This window comes from Mucilaginibacter sp. P5_A6 (assembly GCF_056400585.1).
This window is the reverse complement of the sequence record NZ_JBFUKZ010000022.1, coordinates 1-26,313: the sequence shown is the minus strand read 5'-3', so window position 1 is coordinate 26,313 and position 26,313 is coordinate 1. Positions and strand designations below refer to the sequence as shown.

Sequence of the window (26,313 nt, the reverse complement as noted above, 5' to 3'; positions counted from 1 at the left end):
ATTTTAAACTTCAGCTAAATATTTGTGTACAAAACTAATTGCCATTGAGCCTTCGCCCACGGCAGATGCCACGCGATTCATAGCCCCTGCACGTACATCACCCGCAGCAAATATGCCCGAGCAACTGGTTTCCAATAAAAACGGATCGCGTTTAAGCTTCCAGATCTTGTTGAAGTGTTCATAGGTGCGCAGGTCACGGCCGGTTTCAATAAAATCTTTATTGTTTTTTATAATGTCGAGTTTTATCCAGTCGGTATAAGGTTTGGCGCCTATAAATATGTACAAGGCAGCGGCTTTATTGGTAACTGTTTCCTGCGTTTTACAGTTTTTTAATGTTAGTTTTTCAAGGCAGTTACCCCCGTGAGCTTCAGTAATTTCGGTATCGGGTACAACCTCAATATTAGGCGTTTCGCTTATCTGTGTTATCAGGTAGGCCGACATGGTTGATACCAGGTCCTCGCGCCGGATAACGATATGCACCTTATCGGCATACTTCGACAAGTGCATAGCCGCCTGCCCGGCAGAGTTTCCGCCACCTATTACATATACATCTTTACCGGTACAGGCCGAAGCTTCGGTAGTTGCGGCCCCGTAGTAAATGCCGGCCCCGGTAAAGTTTTCAACTCCTTTAACATCAAGCTTGCGGTAATCAACACCCGTGGTAATAACCACGGTACGGCTGATGATCTCGGGACCGTCATCCAGTATAATGGTTTTATAGCCATCCTTTTGTTTGATATCGCTAACAGATTGCGGCGATAAGAATTCGGCGCCCAAACGCATGGCCTGGCTAATGGCACGGCGGGTAAGATCGGCCCCGCTCAGACCTGCCGGGAATCCTAAATAGTTTTCAATCCGCGAGCTGGTTCCTGCCTGTCCGCCGGGTGCTTTGCGTTCTATCAGTAAGGTTTTTAATCCTTCGGATGCGCCATACACTGCGGCTGCAAGCCCTGCCGGGCCTGCACCAATAATTACCACATCGTAAACATCGGTAAGGGTTTGCGGATTTTTATCGAGTTTTGCCGCTATCCCTTGTATAGATGGTTTTTGCAAAAAGCTGCCATCTTCAAAAAAAACAGTAGGGAGGCAATCTGTTGTAAGGCTGTTAAGGGCTAATAAACTACCAGCATCAACGTTTCTTTCAATATCCAGCCAACGGTAGGGTATCAGGTTACCGGCCAAATAATCTTTAATTACATGTGATTGCGGCGAAAATTGATAACCAATTACTTTTATACCCACAAATTCGGGGATATAGTTGTTTTGCCAGTCTTCCAGCAGATCGTTTATTACCGGGTAAAGTTTTTCTTCGGGTGGATCCCATGGTTTCATGAGGTAATAATCAAGCTGCACATCATTAATAGCTTTAATGGCGGCTTCAGTATCTGAATAAGCGGTGAGCAGTACACGCTTTGCATCAGGGAATATTTTCTTTGCTTTCTCTAAAAACTTAACGCCTTCCATTTCGGGCATGCGCTGGTCGCAAAGGAACAGCGCTACCACATCCGAACTGTTTTTTAGTTCGGTAAGGCTTTCAAGGGCTTCATTTGCTGATGTTGTGCTTAGTATTTTGTACTCTTTACCGTAATGCGATCTCATATCGCGGCTGATTGACCGGAGTACCTGCGGGTCATCATCAATTGAAAATATAATAGGTCGGCTCATAGGGAATGCTACAGGTAAATTTTTAATGCTTTATTCTAAAAAATGTTTACTACCCATCAATCAGGAAGCAAACACTAAACTCGGTATGCCCGGGCTTCGATTTTACTTTGATCGATCCGCGGTGCTGTTTTACTATCCGTTGTACCACCTCAAGGCCCATCCCGGTACCTTTGCCCATCTCTTTAGTGGTAAAAAACGGATCAAATACCTGGCCCTGGATTTCTTCGGGAATGCCCGGGCCATCGTCAATTATAAAAACCTCCACAAATTCACGGTCGCGGCGGGTTTTTATAGTTAGTGTGCCTTTGCCTGCCGGTTCCATGGCATCAAGGGCATTATCTATCAGGTTTGTCCATACCTGGTTAAGTTCGCCTATCAGCGCCTTAACTTCGGGCAAAGTTCGGTCAAAATCTTCAACAACGGCTATATTTCCTTTTCTTATTTTGTACCCCAGCATAGTAAGCGTGTTGGTAATACCAATGTGGATATCGGCGTACTGCTTATCCTGCCCGCGGTCCATATGGGTAAAGGTTTTAACAGAAGTTACCAGTTCGGCTATCCGTTTTGATGATTCCTGGATATCCTCTATCATTTTTTCGGCTATCAGCTTGCTGCTTATCCAGTTAATTAAGGTTGATAAAAATTCTTTTGGTGCATACTTTTTAAAAGTCTCCAGGTTATCGGCTTTAAATTTAAAATCAACAAAACTTTCAGCAATATCATAGCTGTTTTCAATCTCGTTCTCATCAAGCCATTCGCTTATTTCATCTTCCAGCTGGGTGCGTTGTTTAAGGCTTAAACGGGTATGGTCTTTGTTTGATAATACCTTAAATAATTCATTTGTGATCCCATCAATCTGGTCAGCATCCATTTTTACGGTGAATATGCTTTTAAGATTTTGAGGCACAAGGCGCAGGTGCTTGCTTAAAGATATAGAATCGCGCACAATGGCCGATGCCGGGTTATTAAGCTCATGTGCCAATCCGGCAGACAGCTTACCCAATGCCATCATTTTTTCGTTTTGCTGCTGCAGGGCGGTAAAATCGCGCACGCGGGTGGTCATGATATGTACCAGCGCCTGGGTAAGCTCAAAATGATTTTTTATCATTTCGTTTATGCGTTCGGTTGGGAAGCTAAGTACGTGCAGCTCGCCTATGGCCTCCGCATAACCTTTAGCTATCATTCCACGGGAAAAGGGGAGGTATCCCGTAATACTACCCGGCCCCACATTTACAAAATCCCGGACTCCCCGGTTTTGCAGCATATAAAAACGCAAACTTCCCTCCACAATTATATGAGGGCCTGTCATGGGTTTCCCCGGCTCATTCAATAATGTGCCATTTTCAAATACCTGGTTTTCACTAACATCTATCAGCCATTGCAGCTGATCGTCCGGAACATTTATTAAAGCCTCAAGCGATTTAAGCCAGGACACGGTTACCTTTTGCATAAAATAAAATTAGGGATTATTATTTAATAGTAGAATGGAAGGGGAAAAAATTGCAATAAGGTGAAATCAGGGGTAAAGGCCTCACCCTGCCCTCTCCAAAGGAGAGGGTTCTATAAGTCGGGTAAAAAAATATCGGTCATGCAAATCAAAAGCCCTCTCCTTTGGAGAGGGTTGGGTGAGGCTCTACACCCACTTACTCAAAAACACCCCAAAGGCTTCTTTATACTGATCGCCAACGGTGATGTTCACCTTGCCAATTTGGAGGGCATTGCGGGTGATGGAATTGATTTTATCAAGCGATACGATGAACGAGCGGTGTACCCGCATAAAACGTTTTGCCGGCAGTTTTTCTTCCAGCGCTTTTAAGCTGGTGAGCGAAAGTAAGGGCTTTTCGATACCCTGCAGGTATACTTTTACATAATCCTTTAAGCCCTCAATGTACAATATATCTTTTAACGCTATACGCACCAGCTGATATTCAATCTTTAAAAACAAGTAATCGTCTTCAATGCGGTGTTCATCGGCAGCTGCGGATACGGGTGCAGTATTGGTTGAGCGCTGCAGCAATTCGGCATAGCTAAGCGCTTTGTTTGCCGCGTGCAAAAACTCTTCATAATTGAAAGGTTTAAGCAGGTAGTCCAAAGCGTCAACTTTGTACCCCTCAAGTGCAAACTGGTTGTAGGCGGTGGTAAAAATAATGCGTGGTTTATTGGCGCCGCGGCTATCCAGTACCCGTGCCAGTTCAATGCCATTTAAATTGGGCATTTGAATATCCAGGAATATGAGGTCGACCTTTTGATCCTGCAAGCCTACCAGTGCTTCAACCGCGCTGCTGTACCGGCCTGTTAGTTTCAAAAATGGCGTTTGTTCAATAAAGCTGCAAACCAGGCCAAGGGCCAGTGGCTCATCATCAACGGCTATACAATTTAATATCATGACAGGTTGAGCGTTAGGTGAACTTTATACGCATTGGCAACAGGATCTTCCTGAATATCCAAAGTATATTTGCCGGCATAAAGCAAATCAAGCCGGCGCAGGGTATTGGTTAAACCAATGCCTTTATTTTCTTCAAGATTAACGTTTTGGTCTTTATAAATACTGTTCTCTACACATAATTCAAGCTTTTCGGCATGCTGCTCAACGCTTATGAGGATGCTGCTGGGCGCGGTGGCGCTTATGCCATGTTTAAAAGCATTCTCTACAAAAGGTAAAAATATCATAGGTGCTACGCTCATATCATTTACTTTGGCCGGCGAATTAAATGTTACGGTCACCTTGTCGGTAAGCCGTAATTCCATCAGGCTGATGTAATCCTTTATAAAGGCTATTTCCTGGCTAAGTAAAGCGGTACCATGCTGTGTATCGTATAACACATAGCGCATCATGCGCGAAAGCTGGTGGATAGCCTTCCGCGATGTATCGGCATTTACATGCGTAAGGGCATAAATATTATTGAGCGTATTAAAAAAGAAATGCGGGTTGATCTGCGCTTTAAGGAACGATAGTTCAGAGCTTATCTTATCCTGCTCCAAAGCCTCGCGCAGCCTGATATCTGCCTGCCATTTTTGTATGGCGGTAATGCTGGTGCTGATGCCCAACACCAGGGCCATGATGAATACAATTACAAAATCAAAAATATGGTTTTTCCCTCCCGGTTTTGGCGGCCTGATGTGTTTGTGCGTAGCTGCATCCATTAATTGGTGCATATTTAGCGCGCTGTCAAAAAGATTGTTTAAAAAATATACCGCTACTATCAGGCCAATTATAATCAGAAAGTACATTCCGGTGCGGTTTTTCAATAGATATAACGGCACAAGTATAACAGAATTGATATAAAAGGCCGCTACCAGCATAATGATAACCAAGCCCTGTTTTATCCAGAATTGGTAGGGTAACACAATATTCCAGGTAAGGGGCTGGTATAAAAGCAGTGCAAAAATGAGTACAGCCCATGTTAGTACGTGGATTAGAATAGTGATAGTAGTGCTTTTTGATTTGAGACTCATTTTGGGTTATAATCAGGAGTCAAGATACGAGAATCAAGACTATTTGTGTTTATTATTTTTCGACAGAAAATCTTGACCTGAGATTTTCGATTGCGGTTTAATAATCTTTCAATATTACTAAACCATATCGTTATCAAGTAACCATAATCGCCTAACAGGCAGAACTTGCCGACAAAGGGCGAAAATTGACCGTTAAATAGGCTCTCTGCTACTACGATGGGCAAATACATAGGTTTATAGGTAAAAAGCATGCCTTCGTCTACGTTTGCTTTATCCCGGTCTATTCTGTTTTTTATAGTAATGCCGATGCTATTGTTTTGTGGCTGTTAAAGAAAGCCGCAACTATGAAACTTAAATCTACATACTTAATAACCCTGGCTATAATGTTTAGCCTTAGCACCTACGCCCAAACTGGCAGGCAGATAAAAGGCTTTGTAAAAGATTCAACAGGGGTAACTTTACCGGGCGCCACCGTTAAGCTTTTAACCGGAACCGATAGCAGTACGGTAATGACGGATAACACTGGCGGATTTACATTTAACGATGTAAAAGTTAACCAGTTTAGCCTGCTTTTAAACTCCATAGGTTACCAGCCATTAAAGCGCCGGTTTATTTTGGATAAAGCCGCCACACCTGTTTTACTTAATTCCATCGTATTAAAAAATGATACCTATATGCTCAACACCGTTAACATTACCGATGTAAACCCGGTAAAGCTAAAGGAGGATACGATTGAGTTTAATGCAAGCGCCTATAAAGTGCGCGATAATGCCCCGGTAGAGGATGTAATTAAAAAACTGCCAGGGGTTGACGTAGATAAAGACGGTAATGTTACCGCCCAGGGTAAAAGCGTAACCAAAGTAAGGGTAAACGGCAAGGATTTTTTTGGAGGTGATGTAAAATCGGCAACAAAAAATTTACCTGCTGATATTGTACAAAATATACAGATAATAGATGATTACGGCGACCAGGCCAACCTTACCGGTGTAAAAAGCGGTGAGCCCGAAAAGGTTTTGAACATTACCATTAAAGAAAGTAAAAACTACGGCTATTTTGGGCAGGCCAGTTTAGGTGGCGGCAGGGATGCCATTCCCGGTATATCAAACAGCCAGGAAGGCAGCCGCTATGTAGCCTCTGCAAATGTTTTTAGTTTTAGCGGCGACAGGCAGCTGGCTTTTTTAGGTAATTTAAATAATACCAATACCAACCTGTTTACTTTTAACGGCGGGGGGCCAAGGGGCGGTGGTCCGGGTGGCCGTCCGGGTAATAACAGCAGCAGCGCCAATGGTATAACAACCGCACGCTCCTTCGGGCTTAATTACCGCGATAGCTGGGGTAAAAAAATTACCGCCTACGGTAGCTATAGCTTTGCCAATAACTCCATATTTACCATAAGCAATACCATTCAAAACAATATATCGGCAACAAACCCAAGCACCAATACCAATAACAATACCCAAACCGACGAAAAACTGAACCATCGCTTTAACTTCAATATTGAGTATAAGCCGGATACGGTTAACTACATAAAAATTACACCATCGTTTGCTTATGCAAAGGTGAATACTACACAAATAGGTAATAGTTTGCTGGTAAATAATTCCGAAACGGTATCAAACTATAACTTTAATACCCTAAGCAACCAAAGCGAACCAAATTATGGGGCCAACATTTTATTTAACCACCGTTTTAGCAAGCGTGGCCGTAATTTGAGTATCAATGTTGGGGCAGGTTCATATAGCATCAACAAATACCAAAACCCGGTATACACATATATAGAAGGGGCTGCAAACGCGCCTTTAAACCAATTCATCAATACCGATAGCCGTACAGATAGTGTGGGTACAAGCGTGTCGTTGTTAGAACCGGTGAGTAAAAAAGGTTACCTGGAACTTACTTATGCCTACCACTATGCCTACACCACTGCCGATAAGCTGACAGACACGCTTAGTGCCGACGGGGTAACCAGGAATCAATACGATTTGCTGAGTAACAATTACACCTCTACTTTTATTACCAACAGGTTTGGCTTAAACTATCGTTTTATCGATAAAAAATATAACTATACCCTGGGTGTGGTTGCCCAGCCAACCATATTACGCGGCAGGTCATTAATGAGCGCGGCAAGTGAGCCAACCGATAGCCACACATTTAATTTTGCGCCCAATGCCAGGTTTATTTACAATTTTTCGCGCAACCAATCATTAAGCTTAAACTATAACGGGGCCAGTAACCAGCCAACTTATACCGAGCTGCAGCCCGTTACCGATTTCAGCAATGCATCATACCCGGTTGAAGGTAATCCCGGTTTGAAGCCCGAGTTTAATAACAACCTGTCTATCAGGTATAACAAGTTCAATTTCGAGACCGGAAATGTGTTTTTCAGTAATTTATCCTTCACCACTACCGATAATAAAATAGTAGCCAACAGCATCACATATCCCAAAAACTATGCCCCCAACAGTAAACTTGCCGGAAGTATTTTAACCCGCTATTTAAATGCCGACGGATATTATTCGGCGCAGGGATTTTATGTTTTTGCCAAGCCATGGGCAAAACGTAAATATAATTTATTCTTTATAGGCAACGTTGCCTACAATAATAACATCTCTTACATAAGTAATGTTGATTCGGCAAGTTATTTAATGACCACAGCAAAAAATATAGCTAAAAACCTGGTGCTATCCCAGGGGGTAAAATTTCGGGTAAGTATCGAAAATGTTATTGATGCCGAAGCCAGTACAACGTATAGCGTAAATAAGTCAAATAACTCGCTTACCCAGGCTAATATCAACAATAACTTCAGTTCGTTAACCTTAGGCATTAATGGTAAAAACTATGTTTGGAAAGACTGGACACTTAGTTACGATTATTCAAAAGTATTGTACTATGGTTATACCGGGGCAACCAATCCTAATATACTGAACACATACGTTGAGCGCCGCTTTTTAAAAGGGAATATGGGTACTATCCGCTTATCGGCAATGGATGTTTTTAACCAAAATACCGGTTATACCAGCACCCAAAGCGGCAGTTATGTAACACAAACCAGCAGTAACAGGCTGGGCAGGTATTACCTGCTAAGCTTTACACTTAAGCTGCAGAAATTCGCAGGCAAAAAACCAAATATGGGTGGTCCGGGCAGTGGCCCTCCTCCGGGTGGCGGCCCGGGTCCTGGCGGTCCTCCTCCGTTTTAATATAATGTGAACTTGTAAATGATATTTAAAACCTTGCCATCCCTGAGAAAGATGGAAAGAAAAGATCAAAAATGAGGTTGATCTTGATTTAGTTGATGTTATTGATTTAAGGCAATAACCGAGCGTTCCGGGGTTGAGATACCGGAACGCTTTTATTTTATTAAAATTGGTAATTGATGCCTGCCTTTATACTGGTTTCATTAATGGTATAATCCCTGCTGTTGGTAATAGCGGCCGGACTTGAATAAGATGCATAGATATCTATATTCTTGTTTACAACGATGCCCAGCTTCAACGGAAAACTTATAAGGCCCGACGACAGGGAAAGATAGTTATCAGTAGTTGATTTCAGATAGCCGTTATAGATAGAATTACCGGTAGTTTTTACAAACGTGTAGGATAAACCTGCATCAGCATAAAATTTGAAGGTTTTGGTATTATAAATATTGTAGATAACCTGTGGATTAACAATTACCAAAAACTCTTTCACATTAAAATCGGCCTTCGGTTTTTCAGGTTGATTGAAATACAACTCTACAGAGTTTTTATAAGTTGCTCCGGTAACCATTATTTCGCCCCTCACTATCAGCTTGCCAACACTTGGATTGGGATATAAGTTTACGCCAACAGCAATAGCCGGAGTTACCGAATTGGTAGTTTTGGTGCTGCGAAATTTAGCCCGTCCATCACTTGTAAACACGCTTGAATTGGCAGCTATTCCGGCAAAAAATTTCCATGCCGGCTTACCACCATAGGTTTTCTTGTCAACAGTCAGATTGTTAATTTTTTGGGAGATGCTTTTCAGGTCGGGGAAACTATAAGTAGCATTTTCTATCTCAGTTTTTAATTTCTCCGATGTCGGGTTGTATTTAATGGCCAGGTCATATAGTTGTGGTATATAAATATTTTCGCTCCGGGTTTGTACGCCATGATCTGGCAAATAGTAAATCCTGTAAACCAGTTCCTTAACCTGGCCGGTTTTGTTGTCGGCGATAAAAAACCTGGTTTTTTTTGCATCGATATAAGAATATAAGGTTACGTTAGGGCCATTTTGTTCCACTCTTAAAAATACAACACCCTGCTTTTTAGTTGAATCAACTCCTGTTTGCAATTTTGAAGGATTGGTTTCATCCATGCTGATCTCGCCGGAATAACGTTGGTAAATGGACGAATTAAGTAGTTCAAAATAGCTGATATCGTCTGCCGTGTAAGTTTTAACTCCGGTAGTGCCTTTAAATTCTACACTTTTTGGGTTGCCAAACCATTCTTTCTGGTTTATTTCACCACGAATAGTATCGCCGTTAGTAGTAACAACATAGGCGGGTTTGTAATTGCTTTGTGCAAAAGTAAAAAGTGGCAGCAGCAGTGCTGATAGCATCAATAATTTGAAGGAATATTTCATTTTGAGAGATAAGGTTTAATTGAGGAACAAGATATAAAAATTATATAATCTTATTCTAAAATTATAACAACCCATTTGTTAACAGTATAAAATTGTAAGTTAATCAGCTTTTTTTACAAATATTGATTATATTTACCTTATCAATTGTAAATTAAGCTGAATGAAGCCGCTGTTGTTAAAAGTTTCTTCTGGTCCTGCACATTCTTTTAGTGTTAGGTACGATGTATTACCCGATATCAATAATCGCTGGCATTGCCATCCCGAACTGGAACTTATTTATTTTAAAAAGGGCAGTGGCACCCAGTTTATAGGCGATAGCATTAAACAGTTTAAAGCCCGTGATATGGTTTTGGTAGGGCCAAACTTACCACACTACTGGCGTTTTGACGATACGTATTTTGGCCAGGATGAAACTGCCGGGGTTGAAGTTTTTGTAATACATTTTTGCGAAAACTTCTGGGGCGAGCAGTTTTTACAATTGCCAGAAAATAAGCTGATAAAAATTCTGCTCGAAAAATCAAAGCGTGGTTTACAAATTTTTGGCAGTACCAAGGAGCAGGTAACAAACCAAATGGCAGCAATGCTAAATACAGATGGCGCCGAACGCATTGTTATGCTGCTAAAAGCGTTAAATGTTATTGCTACCAGCGTTCCCTCACACTACCTGGCATCCATTGGTTTTAAGTATGATCATGATGATTCTGAAAACGACCGCCTGAATAATATTTATGAATATTCGATGCAGAATTTCAGAAAAAAGATCTACCTGGATGAGATAGCCGAAATTGCCGGCGTAAGCTCCAACTCTTTTTGCAGGTATTTTAAATCAAAAACCCGCAAAACCTTTTCGCAATTCATTATCGAAATAAAAGTTGGCCATGCCTGTAAACTGCTGATAGAAAATAAGCTCAATATCAAACAGTTATGTTACGATAGCGGGTTTAATAATTTTTCAACCTTCCACAAACATTTTAAACTGGTAACCGGCAAAAGCCCGCTGATGTACCAGAAGGAGTTTACCAAGAATCCGTAAGAGGTAAAGAAAAAAAGCTTCGTTGGGAGTATACACCAAGGTAATCCTGGAAAAAAATGCGGATGACGTGTTTACTTATGCGCGTAATTGGCCTGTCACCCTGTGCCTGTCGAAGGGTTGCGCGGGGGCGTTCACCTGCTATGCTTCGAAGGGTTCAGATTGACAGGCCTTTTGGGGTTTGCTTTTCTATCACTGCCATTCCTTCTTCAGGATCCAGGATTTTACCTATGAACGTGTTTAAAAAAAATATATCATTCTTGAGTGGTAGTGAAGGACCTATTATCCACCATGCTTCTTGCCCTGTATAGTCTGCAAACAGATTCTCCGTTATGCTCAAGAATGACAGTCTTTTTTACGTTATTTCCCCTTTCAAAGTTTCACTGAATCTTACCATTAATAATCCCATTCAATCAACCAGGTATCCGTTAAGCTAATGACCAATAATCACCTTCTTCATTCCTTCTTTCGGATGGGCTTCAGGAGCTTTTGAGCAAAAGCGGTGCTTAAGCAAAAGGTTAACAACAATAAAAGGGTGGATACGTTTTTATAATATGATAACATGTTATAGGTTGAGTTAGGAGCCCAGCTCCTGGTTTAAATATAATGTTTGTGCCTGTACTTTTATAAGATGCACATCTATTTACTTTTCCATAAAGAAATATCGCTTTATAAAAACTATTTTTGAGCTGTAATCCCGCTTAGTACACCGGGTTAGTAGATTTTAAATTTATGTGGTATAATAACATATTAGAAACCATTGGCAATACGCCGCTGGTGAAGTTAAATAAGGTAACTAAAGACATACCTGCAACAGTTTTGGCCAAGATTGAAACAACCAATCCAGGCAACTCCATAAAAGATCGTATGGCCCTTAAAATGATTGAGGATGCCGAAAAAAGCGGAAAGCTTAAACCTGGCGGAACCATTATTGAAGGTACATCGGGCAATACCGGTATGGGCCTGGCTATTGCGGCTGTGATAAAAGGTTACAAATGTATTTTTACCAGTACCGATAAACAGTCGAAAGAAAAGTTTGATGCCCTGCGCGCCTTTGGCGCCGAGGTAATTGTTTGCCCAACCAATGTAGAGCCGGAAGATCCCCGCTCTTATTACTCGGTTTCATCGCGTTTGGAACGTGAGGTGCCAAATTCATGGAAACCTAACCAGTATGATAACCTGAGCAACTCCGAGGCGCATTATGAGCAAACCGGTCCCGAAATATGGGAGCAAACCGAAGGCAAGATCACGCACCTGGTAGTAGGGGTGGGCACGGGTGGTACCATATCTGGTACTGCACGATATTTAAAAGAGAAAAATCCAAACATCCAGGTTTTGGGGATTGATACCTATGGTTCGGTATTTAAAAAATACAAAGAGACGGGTATTATGGATAAGAACGAGATCTATCCATACATTACCGAGGGTATTGGTGAAGATTTTCTGCCCGAGAATGTTGATTTTAGCCTGATTGACCACTTTGAAAAAGTGACCGATAAGGATGCTGCCCTCATGACCCGCGAAATAGCCCGCAAGGAAGGTATTTTTGCCGGTAACTCTACAGGTTCGGCTGTGGCTGGTACCATCCAGATGAAAGACAGGTTTAAAGAAGGCGATGTGGTGGTGATCATCTTCCCGGACCATGGTACACGTTACCTTGGCAAAATGTATAACGATGACTGGTTGCGCGATCGCGGTTTCCTGAAAGATGAAAAACTGACTGCCCGTGATATTATCAGTAAAAAAGAGGTTCAGGAGATTATTACCATTGATTGCGAAAAATCGGTACTGGAAGCTATAAATACTATCAAATCACTCAACATCTCGCAGATTCCGGTTACTCAAAAAGGTATGGTGATAGGTAAGATTACCGAGAGTGATATCCTTGCTTCGCTGATTGAAAACCCATCCATCAAATCTCAACCGATCAAAAATATCACCACAGCGCCATTCCCCTTTGTTGACCTGAATACGTCGATCGATAAGATTTCGACTATGATAAACAAGGATAACATCGCCGTACTTGCGGAGAGCGAAGACGGTAAAATTGAGATTATTACGCAGTACGATATTATAAACGCGATATCAGCTTAGTTTGGAGCAAGGATAAAGGATCTTTGGATAAAAGACAGAAGGTGTTGTGCTGTGGCATGGCACCTTTTTTTAGTTAAATTTAAATACCTACATTTAAATTTAATCTAAACGCTATGACCAAAATTAAATTCCTTTTTCTAAGTGTCTTTATAACAGTTAGTTCATCTTCCTTTGCACAAACAGCCGACCATGTGTTTTTGAAATGGAAGCTGAAGCCTAACGAAGTGCTATCCTACAAAACCGTCATGGAAGAAATAGATACTGCCAGCCGGGTGAATTTTGGGGTGAATGGGATGTTTAAATCTATGGGTATCGATTCGGCAAATGCCGATAAAATGCAGCAGATATTTAAGGAACTTAACTCAGTTATGCAGCAAACTAATTTAGTGACCAGCTTAACCGAAAACCGAAAAGGTATTATTGATATTGCAATGGTATCAAAGCCCGATAAATCAAAGACTCAGGATAGTAAAGTTGGTAATCTAACTGAAATGCAAAAGCTGATGAACCAGTTTTCGGCAGGTGTAATGCTGCGTGGGGCGATATATGAGGATGGAACTATTGAAAGTTTTTACACTAAAGGCGAGCAAAAGAACATGATAGCAATGTTGTTTGAGTTGCCGGGAAAGGCTGTTAAACAAGGCGATACCTATTCGCTAACCGTAAATTTACTTACTGCTGATCAAAGCTTTATCTGCGATAGTTCTTACCATAAAAACCGGGTAAAGGTGCTTAAAATCGAAAATAGGGGAGGTGAGCATATTGTAACACTCCAATACGATGTTGCTGAATACATTAAAGGAGATTTTAACTCACCAATGGGGCAGTCACCGATAAAAACAACCATGGCTATGAACTTTCAGGGGCTAGCTGAATTTTCTGTAGAAAAAGGTAAGTGGGTAAGTTATAATGGATTGATCGACTTTTCATCAACAGGAATAATGTCATCTCAAACTAAAAAGCGTTACTCATTAATTGAAGAGAAATAAATCATGATTAGAGCTCTTACCAGTTTATGGTCTTCCTCCACTCCCATTTTGGGAGCATAGTAAAAGTTAAAGCCGGTGTGATAGTTGTTGATTTACCATTTACAATAAATGCTGGGCATTTATTGTAAATGGTATTCAGGTAGAACACTTGCATTACGGCTAAAAGCTTTAAAGTCTCCTCCTTAAGGTAGATTTAGGAGACTATTACTGCATCCTTTTTCTCATCAACTCTTTCCGGTACCTTTCTTGTAACGGAAACTTAATATCGGTAATAAGGTAAATACCCGTCCCTTTCTCCACAGCGTAGGGAGCTACTATTTCACCAAGTTTTTTATAGCTGCCAATCATGCCCCCGGCTACAAATTCACGGATGTTTTCGCCGCCACTGTCGTCCACATGGATCATGTATTTACAATTAAGGGAGTCCGGAGCCCACAGCGTAAAACTGCTGTTTAATGATACTACATCGGGGTAATTATATTGCTTGCGATAATGGTGCAAGGCCCCCGCCTCGCCGTAATTATCGGCATAAATAAGGGTTTGTTTTTGCTGTTCGGGTGTAAGGCTATGGTAGACATCGCTCACTTTTTTGGCCATCTCATCCCAGCCGAACATGTCGGCATAATCCTGTGTGGTAGCGTGTACTTTTTGATCTTCCCAGGTTACGGCAAATTTTAATGCAGGGATGTTTTTGCTGGTGAACCTGAAAAATGCCAATGTTTGCTGCAGCGGCAAAATAGGTAATACCAACGGGAATAAGATCATGTTGGGTATGGTAAAAAGGGCTATAGTTAATGTACGAAGGACATAACCGCTTGTTTTTAACCAGCGTTCGAAACCAAAGCCACCGGCGGCAAAAAGCATTGGATAGGCCCCAAACAGGTAATAGTTTTTGCCATCCATCTGTAACAAAAAAATGAAGATGAGCGCATAAGCAATAGCCAGAAACTGGAAGTTACGCAGCCTGAACGAGAAGATCAAAAATGCTAAACCGGTAAGCCAAACAAATAACGCAATGCCATGAACTGTAAGCTGTTGCTTAATGAACTCGCCGGGGGTAATGTAATCCAGTTGCTCTTTACGCAGTGTGTTCATGTGGGTAATTACCGGGAAATGGTGAGTCACCTGCCAGATAAAGTTGGGCAAAAATATCAGCATGGCCAGGGCCATTGCTCCCAATATGTGCCGGTTAAACAGTAGTTTACGCTGTTTGCTAATAAGTATACCAACTATAAGGGCTATGGTAAAAAATAGCATCGTATACTTGGTAAGCATCCCCAGGCCAACGGTTGCGCCCAGCCAGTAAAGGTATCTTACATCGGTTGTGTTGAGGTATTTAATAAATAGCCAAACTGTTAAAACCCACCAAAACTGATCAAATACCACGGGTTGAAAGAGATAGTCGCTGGCTGCAAATGCAGGCGAAAATATCATGGCTAAACAGGCCAAAGTAATGGCAAACCTGCGCCCTCCAAACTCAACTACGATAAGCCCGGTGAACCAGATAATTAAACCACCAAAAATAGTAGGGAAGAGCCTGGCTGCAAAAACCGAATCACCAAACAGTGTAATAGACAGCCTGGCCAGCAGGGCTATCAATGGTGGTACCTCCTTATAACCCCAATCCAGGTGATCGGCAAGCACCAAGTGCAAAAACTCATCCCGGTGAAACCCGAAATGACTTATGGCAAACAGGTTTAAAATAACCTTAATAAATACAAAAATCAATATGAAATAAACGTATGTCGACTTCCGGTTTTTGTAGGTCATTGGTTATAATGTGGTTTAACAGAAGCTAAAGGTAATGATTTTGGTTAAAGACCAAAGTTTTTAAGAAGAGGTGAAAAGAAAGGTTAAAGGCGAAGTTTTTTTCGCTGCCAATGGCAACCTTTTGCCTTTCGCCTTTAACCTTTTACCTCAAATTTAGCTCAAATTCGTGTTATATCGGCGCCCAAAGCTTTTAAACGCGTATCAATATGCTGATAGCCACGTTCAATTTGTTCAATGTTGTAGATGGTTGATTTACCCTGTGCTGATAGGGCAGCTATTAACAAGGATACCCCGGCGCGGATATCGGGCGAGGTCATAGAGATCCCGCGAAGCTGTACCTGTTTGTCGAGCCCGATAACAGTTGCACGGTGCGGGTCGCAAAGGATGATCTGGGCGCCCATATCCAGCAGCTTATCCACAAAGAACAAACGGCTCTCGAACATTTTTTGGTGGATGAGTACCGAGCCCTTAGCTTGTATGGCTACTACCAGAACGATGCTCAGCAGGTCTGGGGTGAACCCAGGCCATGGCGCATCGGCAATGGTCATGATAGAACCATCAATAAAGGTCTCTATCTCATAATGATCCTGTGCTGGGATATAAATATCATCTCCACGTAGTTCAAGCTTGATTCCCAGTCGTTTAAATACGTCGGGGATCATGCCCAGCTCCTTATAATGAACATCTTTTATCGTGATCTCAGACCCTGTCATAGCAGCAAGACCGATGAACGATCCTATCTCGATCATATCGGGCAGTAAGCGATGATCGGTACCGCCCAGTTTGGTAACACCCTCAATGGTTAACAGGTTTGAGCCTATACCGCTAATTTTAGCGCCCATGCGGTTAAGCATTTTGCACAGCTGTTGCAGGTAGGGTTCGCAGGCGGCGTTGTAAATCGTAGTTATTCCTTTTGACAGTACAGCAGTCATCACAATGTTGGCCGTACCGGTTACCGAAGCTTCATCTAACAGGATGTAAGTGCCCTGCAGGTTGGAGGCATCTACATTAAAAAAGCCATCCTCGGGGTTATAATCGAACCGGGCTCCCAGCTTCTCGAATCCTAAAAAGTGGGTATCCAGCCTCCTGCGGCCTATTTTATCGCCACCGGGCTTAGGGATAGACGCCTTACCGAACCGGGCCAGCAGCGGCCCAACGATCATGATAGACCCACGCAGACCGCCACCTTTGGATTTAAAGGCTTCCGACTGGAAAAAGTCCTGGTCGATATCTTTGGCTATAAAGGTATAAGTGTCGGGAGCGGTTTTTTCGGTGATAACCCCCATATCGCCCAGTAGCTCAATGAGTTTATTAACATCCTTAATATCGGGTATATTGCTGATGGTTACTTTCTCTTCGGTAAGTAATACCGCCGAAATTACCTGTAATGCTTCGTTTTTTGCTCCCTGTGGAGTAATCTCGCCCTTTAGCGGTTTCCCGCCGTTTATCACAAATGCGTTAGTCATAGGTGGTTATAATTGATAGATCAATAATTCAATGCCGTTAATACTCAATTTTTAAATGAGCGTTGATTCCCGGCAAAGATTATAAAATTTCCTGACTGTTCATCAGTTCATTAGTTTACTTATTGATTGATGTTGTTTGAAGTTGTAAGATTGGATAATTACCGCCGAAAACTTTTTAAAGCGCCGGTTTTGAGTAGAAATCACTTCTTAAATGCTTATAAAGCAATAAAAAATGCACAATAATTGTAGAAAAATGTACGATTAATTTAGAAAAATCAATAATTATTTTGGTTTAAAAAGTTCTGAAAAAGCCTGTAAAAAAAGCCCGGTTTTTCGTCGGGAAAAACCGGGCTTTTGTATATTTTGATTTTATCTGATCAATTAAATAAAGATCCCTGGATCTTAATATTTCTTCGCTCCCGGGTTACGGTTACGATTGTTTTGATTATTACGCGGACCGCTGTTCTGGTTGTTATTGCTACGCCCGCGATTGTTTTGGTTGCTTTGGTTGTTGGTACGCCCGCGGTTGTTTTGGTTGTTGTTTTGAGGATGGTTGTTGGGACGAAACTCAACACGGTTAAGGTTGATATTCTCTTCCAATTTTAAGGTACCGCCTGATAAGGCATACAGATCGGCAAGAATGCTTTCGTCGCTTACAGAATCCTTGTTCCATTGAACGTAAGCCATTTTCATGAAGTTGGCAACGGCCTGCACCATGTGGCGTTTGCGCTCGGGCTCTTCAATGCTTTTTGCTTTTTCAATCATCAGCTCAATGGTTTTGCCATAGTGCTTATATTTAATACGCTGGTGCGGGTACCTTAAAGGCTGTGGCTTAAGGTGGATGGCCTCGGGTGTTGGTTTTGGGTAGGGCGCATCTACATCTATCTGGTAATCAGATATAATATGCAGGTGATCCCAAAGTTTGTGCTTAAAATCGGCCACATCGCGCAGGTGAGGGTTTAAAAAACCCATCAGGTCTATTACAACCTGGGCGTAGCGGTTGCGTTCTTCTTTAGTGGGCAGCGCTACAATATATTTTACCATATTTTGTACGTTGCGGCCATATTCCGACAGGATAAGTTTATTCCTGGTTGAGTTATAATCAAATGTTGCAGGCGTGTTTTCTTGTGCCATGTAATTGCTGTATTAAGAAAGTTTTAAATTAGCCATGCGTCTTTTCCCTGCATAATTGAGGGCCCAGGAGGCTAAAATTGAATTGTAACTGTATTGTAGTAACGCAAATATAACGTAATAGTATTAAAGTGCAAATAAAATTTATGGCTTCACCCAACCCTCTCCAACTGAGGAGGGTTTTAAAAGGAAGTTTAATAAGGAGATTGGTATTTCAGTTTAATCCGCCTTGTATGTTAAGTCCTCATTGTTGGAGAGGATTATTCGCAATGTATTTTATATTATTGTACTCATGAAGCTACGCCATTTAGGTGAGGCTATTTATGTCATGCAAAACAAAACAACCATCACCCATATAGATATTTACCGTTTCAGTATCCCTATGGAGCCGTTCACTATTGCAACCGGCACAATGGATCATGCGCAAAATGTGTTTATCCGGGTACATACCGGCGCCGGTTTTTACGGCGTTGGCGAATGCTCGGCTTTCCCCATGATAGTGGGCGAAACGCAGGATACCTGCCTGGTAATGGCCCGCGAATTTGCAAAGCTATGGATAGGGCAGGATGCACTGGATATTCCTGCGCGCCTGCAGCAACTGCACGGTTTTACCGCTGGTAACACCACCATTAAAAGTGCATTTGATATGGCTTTATTTGATATAGCCGCCAAAAATGCAGGTTTACCTTTGTACCGGTTATTAGGTGGCGAGCGGCGGGTAATTGAATCAGATATAACCATAGGTATTGCCGGGCCGGCGGCCATGGCTTTGAAGGCTTTGGATTTTAAGGCGTCGGGGGCAAATATCCTGAAGGTAAAACTTGGTAAAAATGCAGTAGAGGATGTGGAGCGCATCAGGCAGATCCGTGAGGCTGTTGGTCCCGGGATGACGATTCGCATTGATGCCAACCAGGGCTGGAGTTTTGGCGATGCTGTTTTTGCCCTGCAGGCATTGGGGCAATATGATATTGAATTTTGCGAACAGCCTATGCGTACCTGGTACGACGATTTGCTGCCCGGGCTGATGCAGTTATCGCCGGTGAAAATTATGGCTGATGAAAGTGTATACAATCATCACGATGCCCGTAAGCAGATCAATAGCTTAAGCTGCCATTTCATCAATATCAAAATGTCAAAATCGGGTGGCTTGTTTGAGGCTAAGCAAATTCATGACGAAGCGGCCTCAAAGGGCATTGCATGCATGATGGGAGGGATGCTGGAAAGCCGTATTGCTTTGAGTGCCAAGCTGCATTTTGTATATGCAAGTCCTAATATCCGGTTTTATGATATGGATACCTGTATGCTGGGCCATCTGCAGGATCCCTGCATTGGTGGCGTTACCTATGATGGGTATAAGCTAAACATTGATGATAGCCCAGGTATAGGTGCTGATGCTGATAATGAATTTTTGAAAAGCTGCGAACATTTTCGCATTTAATATAATACTGCTTATGCTGATACGACAAGCAACATTAAACGATATACCCACGCTGCTGCAATTTGAACAGGGTGTGATTACCGCCGAACGCCCCTTTGACAGCACACTTGTTGCGGGTGCAATTAAGTACTACGACCTGGAGATGTTTATTAACTCTCCTGATGTTGAACTTTTAGTGGCCGAGCTGGATGGCGAATTGGTTGGCAGCGGCTATGCCAGGATCAAAAAAAGTGAGAAACCTTATTTTAATTATTCGGATTATGCCTACCTGGGTTTTATGTATGTATCGCCACAGCACAGGGGTAAGGGCATTAACCAAATGATTATTGGGGAGCTAAAGCAATGGGCGCGTAAACAGGGATTAACCGAATTGAGGTTACAGGTGTATAGTGATAACGGGGCTGCTGTAAAAGCGTATGAAAAAACCGGCTTTCAGAAGCACATGGTAGAAATGCGGGTAGGGTTGGATACTACTTCACAATAAATCTAACCTATGCACCAATCTTTATTCCTAAGAAAGAAGATGTGTGCATAAGTTAGCATACAGCCGAACTTTAAAGCCCCTGCAATTGAAACTTTCCCTCCGCAGAACATTTGCGGAGCTAAAGCAAAAAGCTCGCGAAATTTATTAACGAACTTTTTGCGACGCGTTATTCTTTATAGCAGAGGTTTCCTCTTCCATTTATTAATAACTTTCGGAGTCTGGCCCTTTTTAGTTGTTTTAGGGTCGTGCATTTCTTTAGTAGCTTCAGTTTTAGTTTTTTCTGTGGTTTCCATAATAGCAGGTTTTAAAGTGTTTACTCTTATACGTTATCTAAGGGTTAATTTGTTTTTAATTAGTAGGATATAATTGTCATTTTATTGTCATGAAGCAATAAAAGGTATTATTATGCGTTCGGCCCCTGCAAAATTCGTCGCCGACACAATTTTAGGCTAATGTTTTATGCTATCACTAAACACATGTTCCGCAATCGATTTCATATTATTGCTAAATCGATGCAATTAACTTTTTGAAATAATATATTATATCGGTTGCTTAAATTTAATTAAAAATATTCTATTTACGGTTTTTTAAATTAATTTTTTTTCAAATAATTAATTTAAAGGCTGGAAAGAGTATATATGTCAAACTGACGGGGAACTGGATAGTTATAATAAAATACGATAAAAAGAGGAAAAATAAGTGTATTTTGATTATAAAAATCTATAATAAATAAGCAGCGATTATTCAAAGGCCGAAATAAGAATTTTAATATATGCCTATAAATAATCATGGCAGCTTACCATGAAGAATACGGTAAATTTTTTTTTAAGTAAGGCGGGCAGCTTTTTAATTTTTTTTAATTTTAACTCAAACAAAAATGATTTATTTCGAAAGTCCACATGTATGATGGCGATATGTTCTGCGGCGGAGTGCCGCGTAATATCATTAAATTAAAAAGGTTTCACGCAAAAACACGAAGACGCAAAGCAACTTGCTTGTTTTTTTTACGTCATGGCGTCTTTGCGTGAAAAACTTTGGTAGTTTTCTTTAACCTAAGTTTTATGATTTAAAAATACCAGGGCTTATAAAAATGTACTTTATATATAATTAACGAAGATATTTATGAAATAGCAAGTAATTGAAGATGCTTAAGGTGGTTTACAAAACATTGGAGACTCTTGCTGTTTACAAAGAAAAAAGGAATTGCTCATTTTATTGATTTGCAGACCAAAGCCGCATTGTATCATAAGCACAGCTATMATGGCCTCAAACCATAATGATTGAAAAACATTAAAAGGACGGAAAAGGTAATAGAATAAAAAGTATGAAACCTAAGCTGCCAAATCTGTAGATAACAACTAGGCTTGTTCGCTGAGAACGCAGAGGAAACTTATTTTTTTTAATCAGGCGGGATATGCTGCCTAACGATTTGGATGACAGGAAAATGGCTGTTTATAATTCATGAATGATGTAACGAATAAAATTATACCGCGTCTTAACGATAAATAAAAGGGTTATGAACATATTTTATAAAAGCAGTATACTAATTTTTCTCGCTACCTTATCAATAGGGATACGGGCATGTGCTCAAAATAATAATTTAGCCTTAATAAATAAGTATCTATACGAAGCACATCAATCAGGCCTTTTCAATGGTAATATATTGATAGCTGATCACGGAAAAGTAATTATCAGGAAAGCAATAGGATATGCAGATGCATCAAAGAAAAATCTTCTGAATATAGAATACCGCTTTCACATAGGATCAATAGCTAAAGAATTTGATGCAGTAGGAATCATGATGCTTCAAGAGCAGGGCAAACTAAGTGTAAACGATAAAGTATCTAAGTTTTTTCCTGGATTGCCTTCATGGGCCGAAAAAATAAGCATCAAAAATTTATTGCAGTATACCAGCGGACTACCTGAAATAAAATGGCAGACAGTTCATAGCGATGCAGATAACTGGAAAGATCTTCAATTGTTACAACGGCTGGATTTTGAACCTGGAAGTAGCTATGCTTATAATAACAACAACACTTTCTTACGCAGAAGGATAATTGAAAAAGTAACAGGTATATCGTTTAACCAATTTGTGCAACAAAACATGCTAAAAGCAGCCGGTATTAACAATGGTGTGATTGATCCGACTGATAGTTATTTATTAGTAGCTAAATCTTTTAATAACGACTTTAAACAGGACGGCCTTGAAGTGCCAATATCTGGTTGGACCTGTTTAACGGTAGATGATTTTTATAAATGGTCGCAATGTATTACTAAATTTTGCCTAATCAATGCTGCATCGACTCATGAAATAATTACACCCGTAGAGCCCGACAGGCAATGCGGTTTGGGTGGAGGTAGTATGGAGGGCGATAAAGTAATTAACCATATACATGACGGCACGGCGTTGCATTACCAGGCATTGGAGTTAACTAAGACCAGCAAAGATAGAACGATCATTATCCTCACTAACCAACGGCAAGGAAATGTCTATGACATTGCAGCTGCTATAGAGGCAATTTTAGATAATAAATCTTATCAATCATTATCCAAAATTGGCTCTAAATAGGGTTCAGGATTAACTTAGGGGCAGTAATTTCCTTTATCTAAAAATATTTTGTCCAAAGCCAACTACTTGCTCAGTTCCGCAAAGTACTTATGAAACAATGGTATTGTTTCAATTCCTTTATAGTAGTTGAAAATGTCATACTTTTCATTGGGCGAGTGCAGGGCATCGCTATCCAGGCCAAAACCCATCAACACAGTTTTAAGGCCAAGCTCAGCCTCAAACAGGGCAACAATAGGGATACTGCCCCCGCCGCGGGTGGGGATTGGCTCTTTACCAAACGATTCGGTAATGGCTTTTTGGGCCGCCCGGTAAGCAATGCTGTCGGTTGGTGTTACCGCCGGTTCGCCGCTGTGGTGCGGGGTTACTTTTACCTTCACATTGGCCGGCGCTATGCTTAGGAAATGTTTGGTAAATAGTTCGGTTATGGCATCTGATGTTTGATTTGGCACCAGGCGCATCGAAATTTTGGCATGAGCCTTTGATGGCAATACAGTTTTGGCGCCTTCGCCAATGTAGCCACCCCATATACCGTTAACCTCAAGAGTAGGGCGCGTACCGGTGCGTTCAAAGGTGGTATATCCTTTTTCGCCCCAAAGTTCGGCCACATCAAGGTCGGTTTTGTATGCTGCTTCATCGTATGGCGCGTTGTTAAGGGCGGTACGTTCGGCAGGTGTAAGCTCAATTACGCTATCATAAAAACCGGGGATGGTGATGTGGTTGTTTTCATCATGAAGAGAGGCTATCATCTTTGATAAGATGGTGATTGGGTTGGCCACTGCACCACCATACACGCCCGAGTGCAAATCCCTGTTGGGGCCGGTTACTTCAACCTCAAGGTATGATAACCCGCGTAAGCCGGTTTCTAAGGATGGATGCTCCATACTGATCATCGATGTATCAGATATCAGCACCACGTCGGCCTTTAGCTTTTCTTTATTTGCTTTTACAAAAATTTCAAGGTTAGATGAGCCAACTTCTTCCTCTCCTTCAATCATGAATTTGATATTGCAGGGCAGGGTATCGGTTTGCATCATCAGTTCAAATGCCTTTACGTGCATGTAAAACTGGCCCTTATCATCACAGGCGCCACGGGCATAAATTTTGCCATCGCGAATGGTAGGCTCAAAGGGGGGAGTTTTCCACAGCTCCAACGGATCTGCAGGCTGCACGTCGTAGTGACCGTAAACCAAAACGGTGGGTTTGCCGGCATCAATTATTTTTTCGCCATAAACTATAGGGTAGCCTGCCGTTTGGCATATCTCCACATTATCGGCACCGGCATCGCGTAGTTTTTGCGCAACATAGTCGGCAGTATTTAATACATCGTTTTTGTATTTAGGATCGGCGCTAACCGATGGGAAACGCAATAGGGCAAATAATTCGTCGAGTAAACGTTGCCTGTGCTCATCAACATATTGCTTTATGTGCTGCATATTATCAAGTTTGCGGCAAATATATTGATGTTTATTGATTTAGGTGGCAGGAATTGACAGGGCTGCTTTATGTGCTGTATATATAAGGTGTAGTGGGATTAAAAAGCCGCCCCGGAAAATGTTACCTGGCAGGATAGCCTGGCAGCATTCGACGTTAGTGCGGGTCAGGTAAAAAGGGGGCGGTTTATATCTGCAAACAGGAAAAGTACCGTCGGGACGAGTCCCCGGAGGCGAATTAAAGAAAATCAAACAGTGGATAAAGGCAAATCTTAAAGGGATTATCTCCCCCTTATATCGAGTACAGCGATGGGGGCAAAAGCATCGCTGTATTCGATATGTGAGCTATGTTTACTCTGCCACGTTATCCTGATCCAACTCATCTTTTGGTTCCCAAAGCTCAATAACGTTCCCTTCCGGATCGAGCACATGGACGAATTTGCCATAGTCATATTCCGCAATCTCATCAATAATGGTCACGTTGTCCTTTTTTAGTTCATCTACCAGCGCAGCGATATTTTCCACCCGGTAATTAATCATAAATGGCTTAGTCGAGGGATTGAAATATTTGGTATCCTGCGGAAACGTGCACCAGGATGTGGATCCTGTTTTCGACGGATCATCGGCTTGCCGCCACTCAAATGTAGTTCCGTATTCACTGGCAGGCAATCCAAGATTTTTGGCGTACCATTCGTTCATACCTTTTGGGTCATCGCATTTAAAAAATACGCCGCCCAGGCCCGTTACTTTTTTCATATTTAATCAATTATGTTTAGATCTATGCGTTTACGTTAATTGGTTTCGATTTTTTTTAAGTATGAGCGCAGCTATTAAAGATATCACGATGCCAACCGGCACAATTTCCAAATAGGTAAACAACGCGTTAAAGGCGGGGCTTGTTTTGTATTTTTCCATCATGAAAGGTAACACCGTATAAACCAGGGGGGAGCTTGATGTATTTGCCGGCTGTTAAGAGAGAAAGGTGTTAGCGCTTCATAGCGCACCGGTGCCCGTTAAAGGTTGAAGAACACATCAACCTGCAGCTTACTACATGCTAAAATTAATCGGCAGTGCCAAGGTCAGCTTTGGGGCCGTGGCCTGCTTTGGCTGTAAATGACTCGGCTTCGGTTTTTACCTTTGAGTTTGTATTGGTATTTTCTTTAGTGCTTAATGAATAAGCAGTTATGCCCGAAGTTAATATGATGACTATTGCGATGATGATCTTTTTCATGATGATGTTGCGTTAGTACGTTGTTGAAATTGTTGGCTGCAGATAGTTTTATTATGCTGCAAAATCAGCGGTACCTAAGTCTTTTTTCGGACCACCAGTGAAAGCAAAGTCAGCAGTACCTAAGTCTTTTTTCGGACCGCCAGTGAAAGCGAAATCAGCAGTATCTAAATCTTTTTTTGGACCACCAGTGAAAGCAAAGTCAGCAGTACCTAAGTCTTTTTTCGGACCGCCAGTGAAAGCGAAGTCAGCAGTACCTAAATCTTTTTTCGGACCGCCAGTGAAAGCGAAGTCAGCAGTACCTAAATCTTTTTTCGGACCACCTGTGAAAGCGAAGTCAGCAGTACCTAAATCTTTTTTCGGACCACCTGTGAAAGCGAAATCAGCAGTACCCAAGTCTTTTTTCGGACCACCAGTGAAAGCGAAATCAGCAGTACCCAAGTCTTTTTTCGGGCCGCCAGTGAAAGCGAAGTCAGCAGTACCTAAATCTTTTTTCGGACCGCCAGTGAAAGCGAAATCAGCAGTACCTAAATCTTTTTTCGGGCCACCGGTGAAAGCAAAGTCAGCAGTACCTAAATCTTTTTTCGGACCGCCAGTGAAAGCGAAATCAGCAGTACCTAAATCTTTTTTCGGGCCACCGGTGAAAGCAAAGTCAGCAGTACCTAAATCTTTTTTCGGACCACCTGTGAAAGCGAAATCAGCAGTACCCAAGTCTTTTTTCGGGCCGCCGGTGAAAGCGAAGTCAGCAGTACCTAAATCTTTTTTCGGGCCGCCAGTGAAAGCGAAATCAGCAGTACCTAAATCTTTTTTCGGACCGCCGGTGAAAGCGAAATCAGCAGTACCTAAATCTTTTTTCGGACCGCCGGTGAAAGCAAAGTCAGCAGTGCCTAAGTCTTTTTTCGGGCCACCGGTGAAAGCCGTACTTTGATTAGATGGAGTTTCAGTTTTTGTATCAGAAGTAAAT

The 26,313-nt window shown here is 41.7% G+C and carries 19 protein-coding genes; 7 read left to right on the top strand and 12 right to left on the bottom strand.

Going from position 1 to position 26,313, the window contains the following annotated elements; genetic code table 11:
* Window positions 1–3: 3 nt before the first annotated feature.
* From AC1DO4_RS20740 to AC1DO4_RS20725, 4 genes are all read right to left on the bottom strand, one after another.
* Window positions 4–1,665, bottom strand: a complete 1,662-nt coding sequence (locus tag AC1DO4_RS20740) for an FAD-dependent oxidoreductase (protein WP_477419335.1) — start codon at window positions 1,663–1,665, stop codon at window positions 4–6.
* 49 nt (window positions 1,666–1,714) lie between these two features.
* Window positions 1,715–3,115, bottom strand: coding sequence for an ATP-binding protein (locus AC1DO4_RS20735; RefSeq protein WP_477419333.1), 1,401 nt, complete (start codon window positions 3,113–3,115; stop codon window positions 1,715–1,717).
* A 183-nt stretch (window positions 3,116–3,298) separates the two neighbouring features.
* The gene (locus tag AC1DO4_RS20730; protein ID WP_477419331.1) at window positions 3,299–4,051 is read right to left on the bottom strand and encodes a LytR/AlgR family response regulator transcription factor; all 753 of its coding nucleotides are present in this window, start codon (window positions 4,049–4,051) and stop codon (window positions 3,299–3,301) included.
* A complete protein-coding gene (locus AC1DO4_RS20725; protein ID WP_477419328.1) occupies window positions 4,048–5,121 on the bottom strand; it encodes a sensor histidine kinase in 1,074 nt (357 codons plus the stop codon). Before AC1DO4_RS20725 ends, AC1DO4_RS20730 begins: the two co-directional genes overlap by 4 nt.
* Before the next feature lie 344 nt (window positions 5,122–5,465).
* On the opposite strand from AC1DO4_RS20725, the gene AC1DO4_RS20720 reads away from it, so the two are divergent.
* The gene (locus tag AC1DO4_RS20720) at window positions 5,466–8,318 is read left to right on the top strand and encodes a TonB-dependent receptor (protein WP_477419326.1); all 2,853 of its coding nucleotides are present in this window, start codon (window positions 5,466–5,468) and stop codon (window positions 8,316–8,318) included.
* Between the two features lie 160 nt (window positions 8,319–8,478).
* On the opposite strand, the gene AC1DO4_RS20715 is transcribed toward AC1DO4_RS20720, so the two are convergent.
* Window positions 8,479–9,720, bottom strand: coding sequence for a hypothetical protein (locus AC1DO4_RS20715; RefSeq protein ID WP_477419324.1), 1,242 nt, complete (start codon window positions 9,718–9,720; stop codon window positions 8,479–8,481).
* Window positions 9,721–9,880: 160 nt separating this feature from the next.
* Between AC1DO4_RS20715 and AC1DO4_RS20710 the strand changes: the two genes are divergently transcribed.
* From AC1DO4_RS20710 to AC1DO4_RS20700, 3 genes are all read left to right on the top strand, one after another.
* Window positions 9,881–10,753, top strand: coding sequence for an AraC family transcriptional regulator (locus AC1DO4_RS20710; RefSeq protein WP_477419322.1), 873 nt, complete (start codon window positions 9,881–9,883; stop codon window positions 10,751–10,753).
* Between the two features lie 729 nt (window positions 10,754–11,482).
* The gene (locus AC1DO4_RS20705; protein WP_477419320.1) at window positions 11,483–12,844 is read left to right on the top strand and encodes a pyridoxal-phosphate dependent enzyme; all 1,362 of its coding nucleotides are present in this window, start codon (window positions 11,483–11,485) and stop codon (window positions 12,842–12,844) included.
* A gap of 113 nt (window positions 12,845–12,957) precedes the next feature.
* Window positions 12,958–13,833 (top strand): hypothetical protein, encoded by an 876-nt coding sequence (locus AC1DO4_RS20700; RefSeq protein WP_477419318.1) that lies wholly within the window; start codon window positions 12,958–12,960, stop codon window positions 13,831–13,833.
* Window positions 13,834–14,037: 204 nt separating this feature from the next.
* Here the strand turns inward: AC1DO4_RS20700 and AC1DO4_RS20695 are convergent, their stop codons facing one another.
* The 3 genes from AC1DO4_RS20695 to AC1DO4_RS20685 form a co-directional block, all read right to left on the bottom strand.
* Window positions 14,038–15,603, bottom strand: coding sequence for an ArnT family glycosyltransferase (locus AC1DO4_RS20695; RefSeq protein WP_477419316.1), 1,566 nt, complete (start codon window positions 15,601–15,603; stop codon window positions 14,038–14,040).
* 158 nt (window positions 15,604–15,761) lie between these two features.
* Window positions 15,762–17,069 (bottom strand): UDP-N-acetylglucosamine 1-carboxyvinyltransferase, encoded by a 1,308-nt coding sequence (gene murA, locus AC1DO4_RS20690; protein WP_477419313.1) that lies wholly within the window; start codon window positions 17,067–17,069, stop codon window positions 15,762–15,764.
* A gap of 402 nt (window positions 17,070–17,471) precedes the next feature.
* Complete coding sequence (locus AC1DO4_RS20685; RefSeq protein ID WP_477419311.1) at window positions 17,472–18,203, bottom strand: DUF4290 domain-containing protein; 732 nt, start codon at window positions 18,201–18,203, stop codon at window positions 17,472–17,474.
* Window positions 18,204–18,492: 289 nt separating this feature from the next.
* Between AC1DO4_RS20685 and AC1DO4_RS20680 the strand changes: the two genes are divergently transcribed.
* From AC1DO4_RS20680 to AC1DO4_RS20670, 3 genes are all read left to right on the top strand, one after another.
* Window positions 18,493–19,638 carry a mandelate racemase/muconate lactonizing enzyme family protein gene (locus AC1DO4_RS20680; RefSeq protein ID WP_477419309.1) on the top strand — a complete coding sequence of 382 codons (1,146 nt, stop codon included), beginning with the start codon at window positions 18,493–18,495 and terminating at the stop codon, window positions 19,636–19,638.
* A 13-nt stretch (window positions 19,639–19,651) separates the two neighbouring features.
* The gene (locus AC1DO4_RS20675) at window positions 19,652–20,122 is read left to right on the top strand and encodes an N-acetyltransferase family protein (protein ID WP_477419307.1); all 471 of its coding nucleotides are present in this window, start codon (window positions 19,652–19,654) and stop codon (window positions 20,120–20,122) included.
* Between the two features lie 1,516 nt (window positions 20,123–21,638).
* Window positions 21,639–22,691, top strand: a complete 1,053-nt coding sequence (locus AC1DO4_RS20670) for a serine hydrolase domain-containing protein (protein WP_477419305.1) — start codon at window positions 21,639–21,641, stop codon at window positions 22,689–22,691.
* Window positions 22,692–22,753: 62 nt separating this feature from the next.
* Here AC1DO4_RS20670 and AC1DO4_RS20665 read toward each other — a convergent pair whose 3' ends face one another.
* The 4 genes from AC1DO4_RS20665 to AC1DO4_RS20650 form a co-directional block, all read right to left on the bottom strand.
* Window positions 22,754–24,124 carry a dipeptidase gene (locus tag AC1DO4_RS20665; RefSeq protein WP_477419303.1) on the bottom strand — a complete coding sequence of 457 codons (1,371 nt, stop codon included), beginning with the start codon at window positions 24,122–24,124 and terminating at the stop codon, window positions 22,754–22,756.
* 348 nt (window positions 24,125–24,472) lie between these two features.
* Window positions 24,473–24,877 (bottom strand): VOC family protein, encoded by a 405-nt coding sequence (locus AC1DO4_RS20660; RefSeq protein WP_477419301.1) that lies wholly within the window; start codon window positions 24,875–24,877, stop codon window positions 24,473–24,475.
* Window positions 24,878–25,181: 304 nt separating this feature from the next.
* A complete protein-coding gene (locus tag AC1DO4_RS20655) occupies window positions 25,182–25,352 on the bottom strand; it encodes a hypothetical protein (RefSeq protein WP_477408050.1) in 171 nt (56 codons plus the stop codon).
* 51 nt (window positions 25,353–25,403) lie between these two features.
* Window positions 25,404–26,313 (bottom strand): hypothetical protein (locus AC1DO4_RS20650; protein WP_477419299.1); only part of this gene is annotated, 910 nt, incomplete at its 5' end.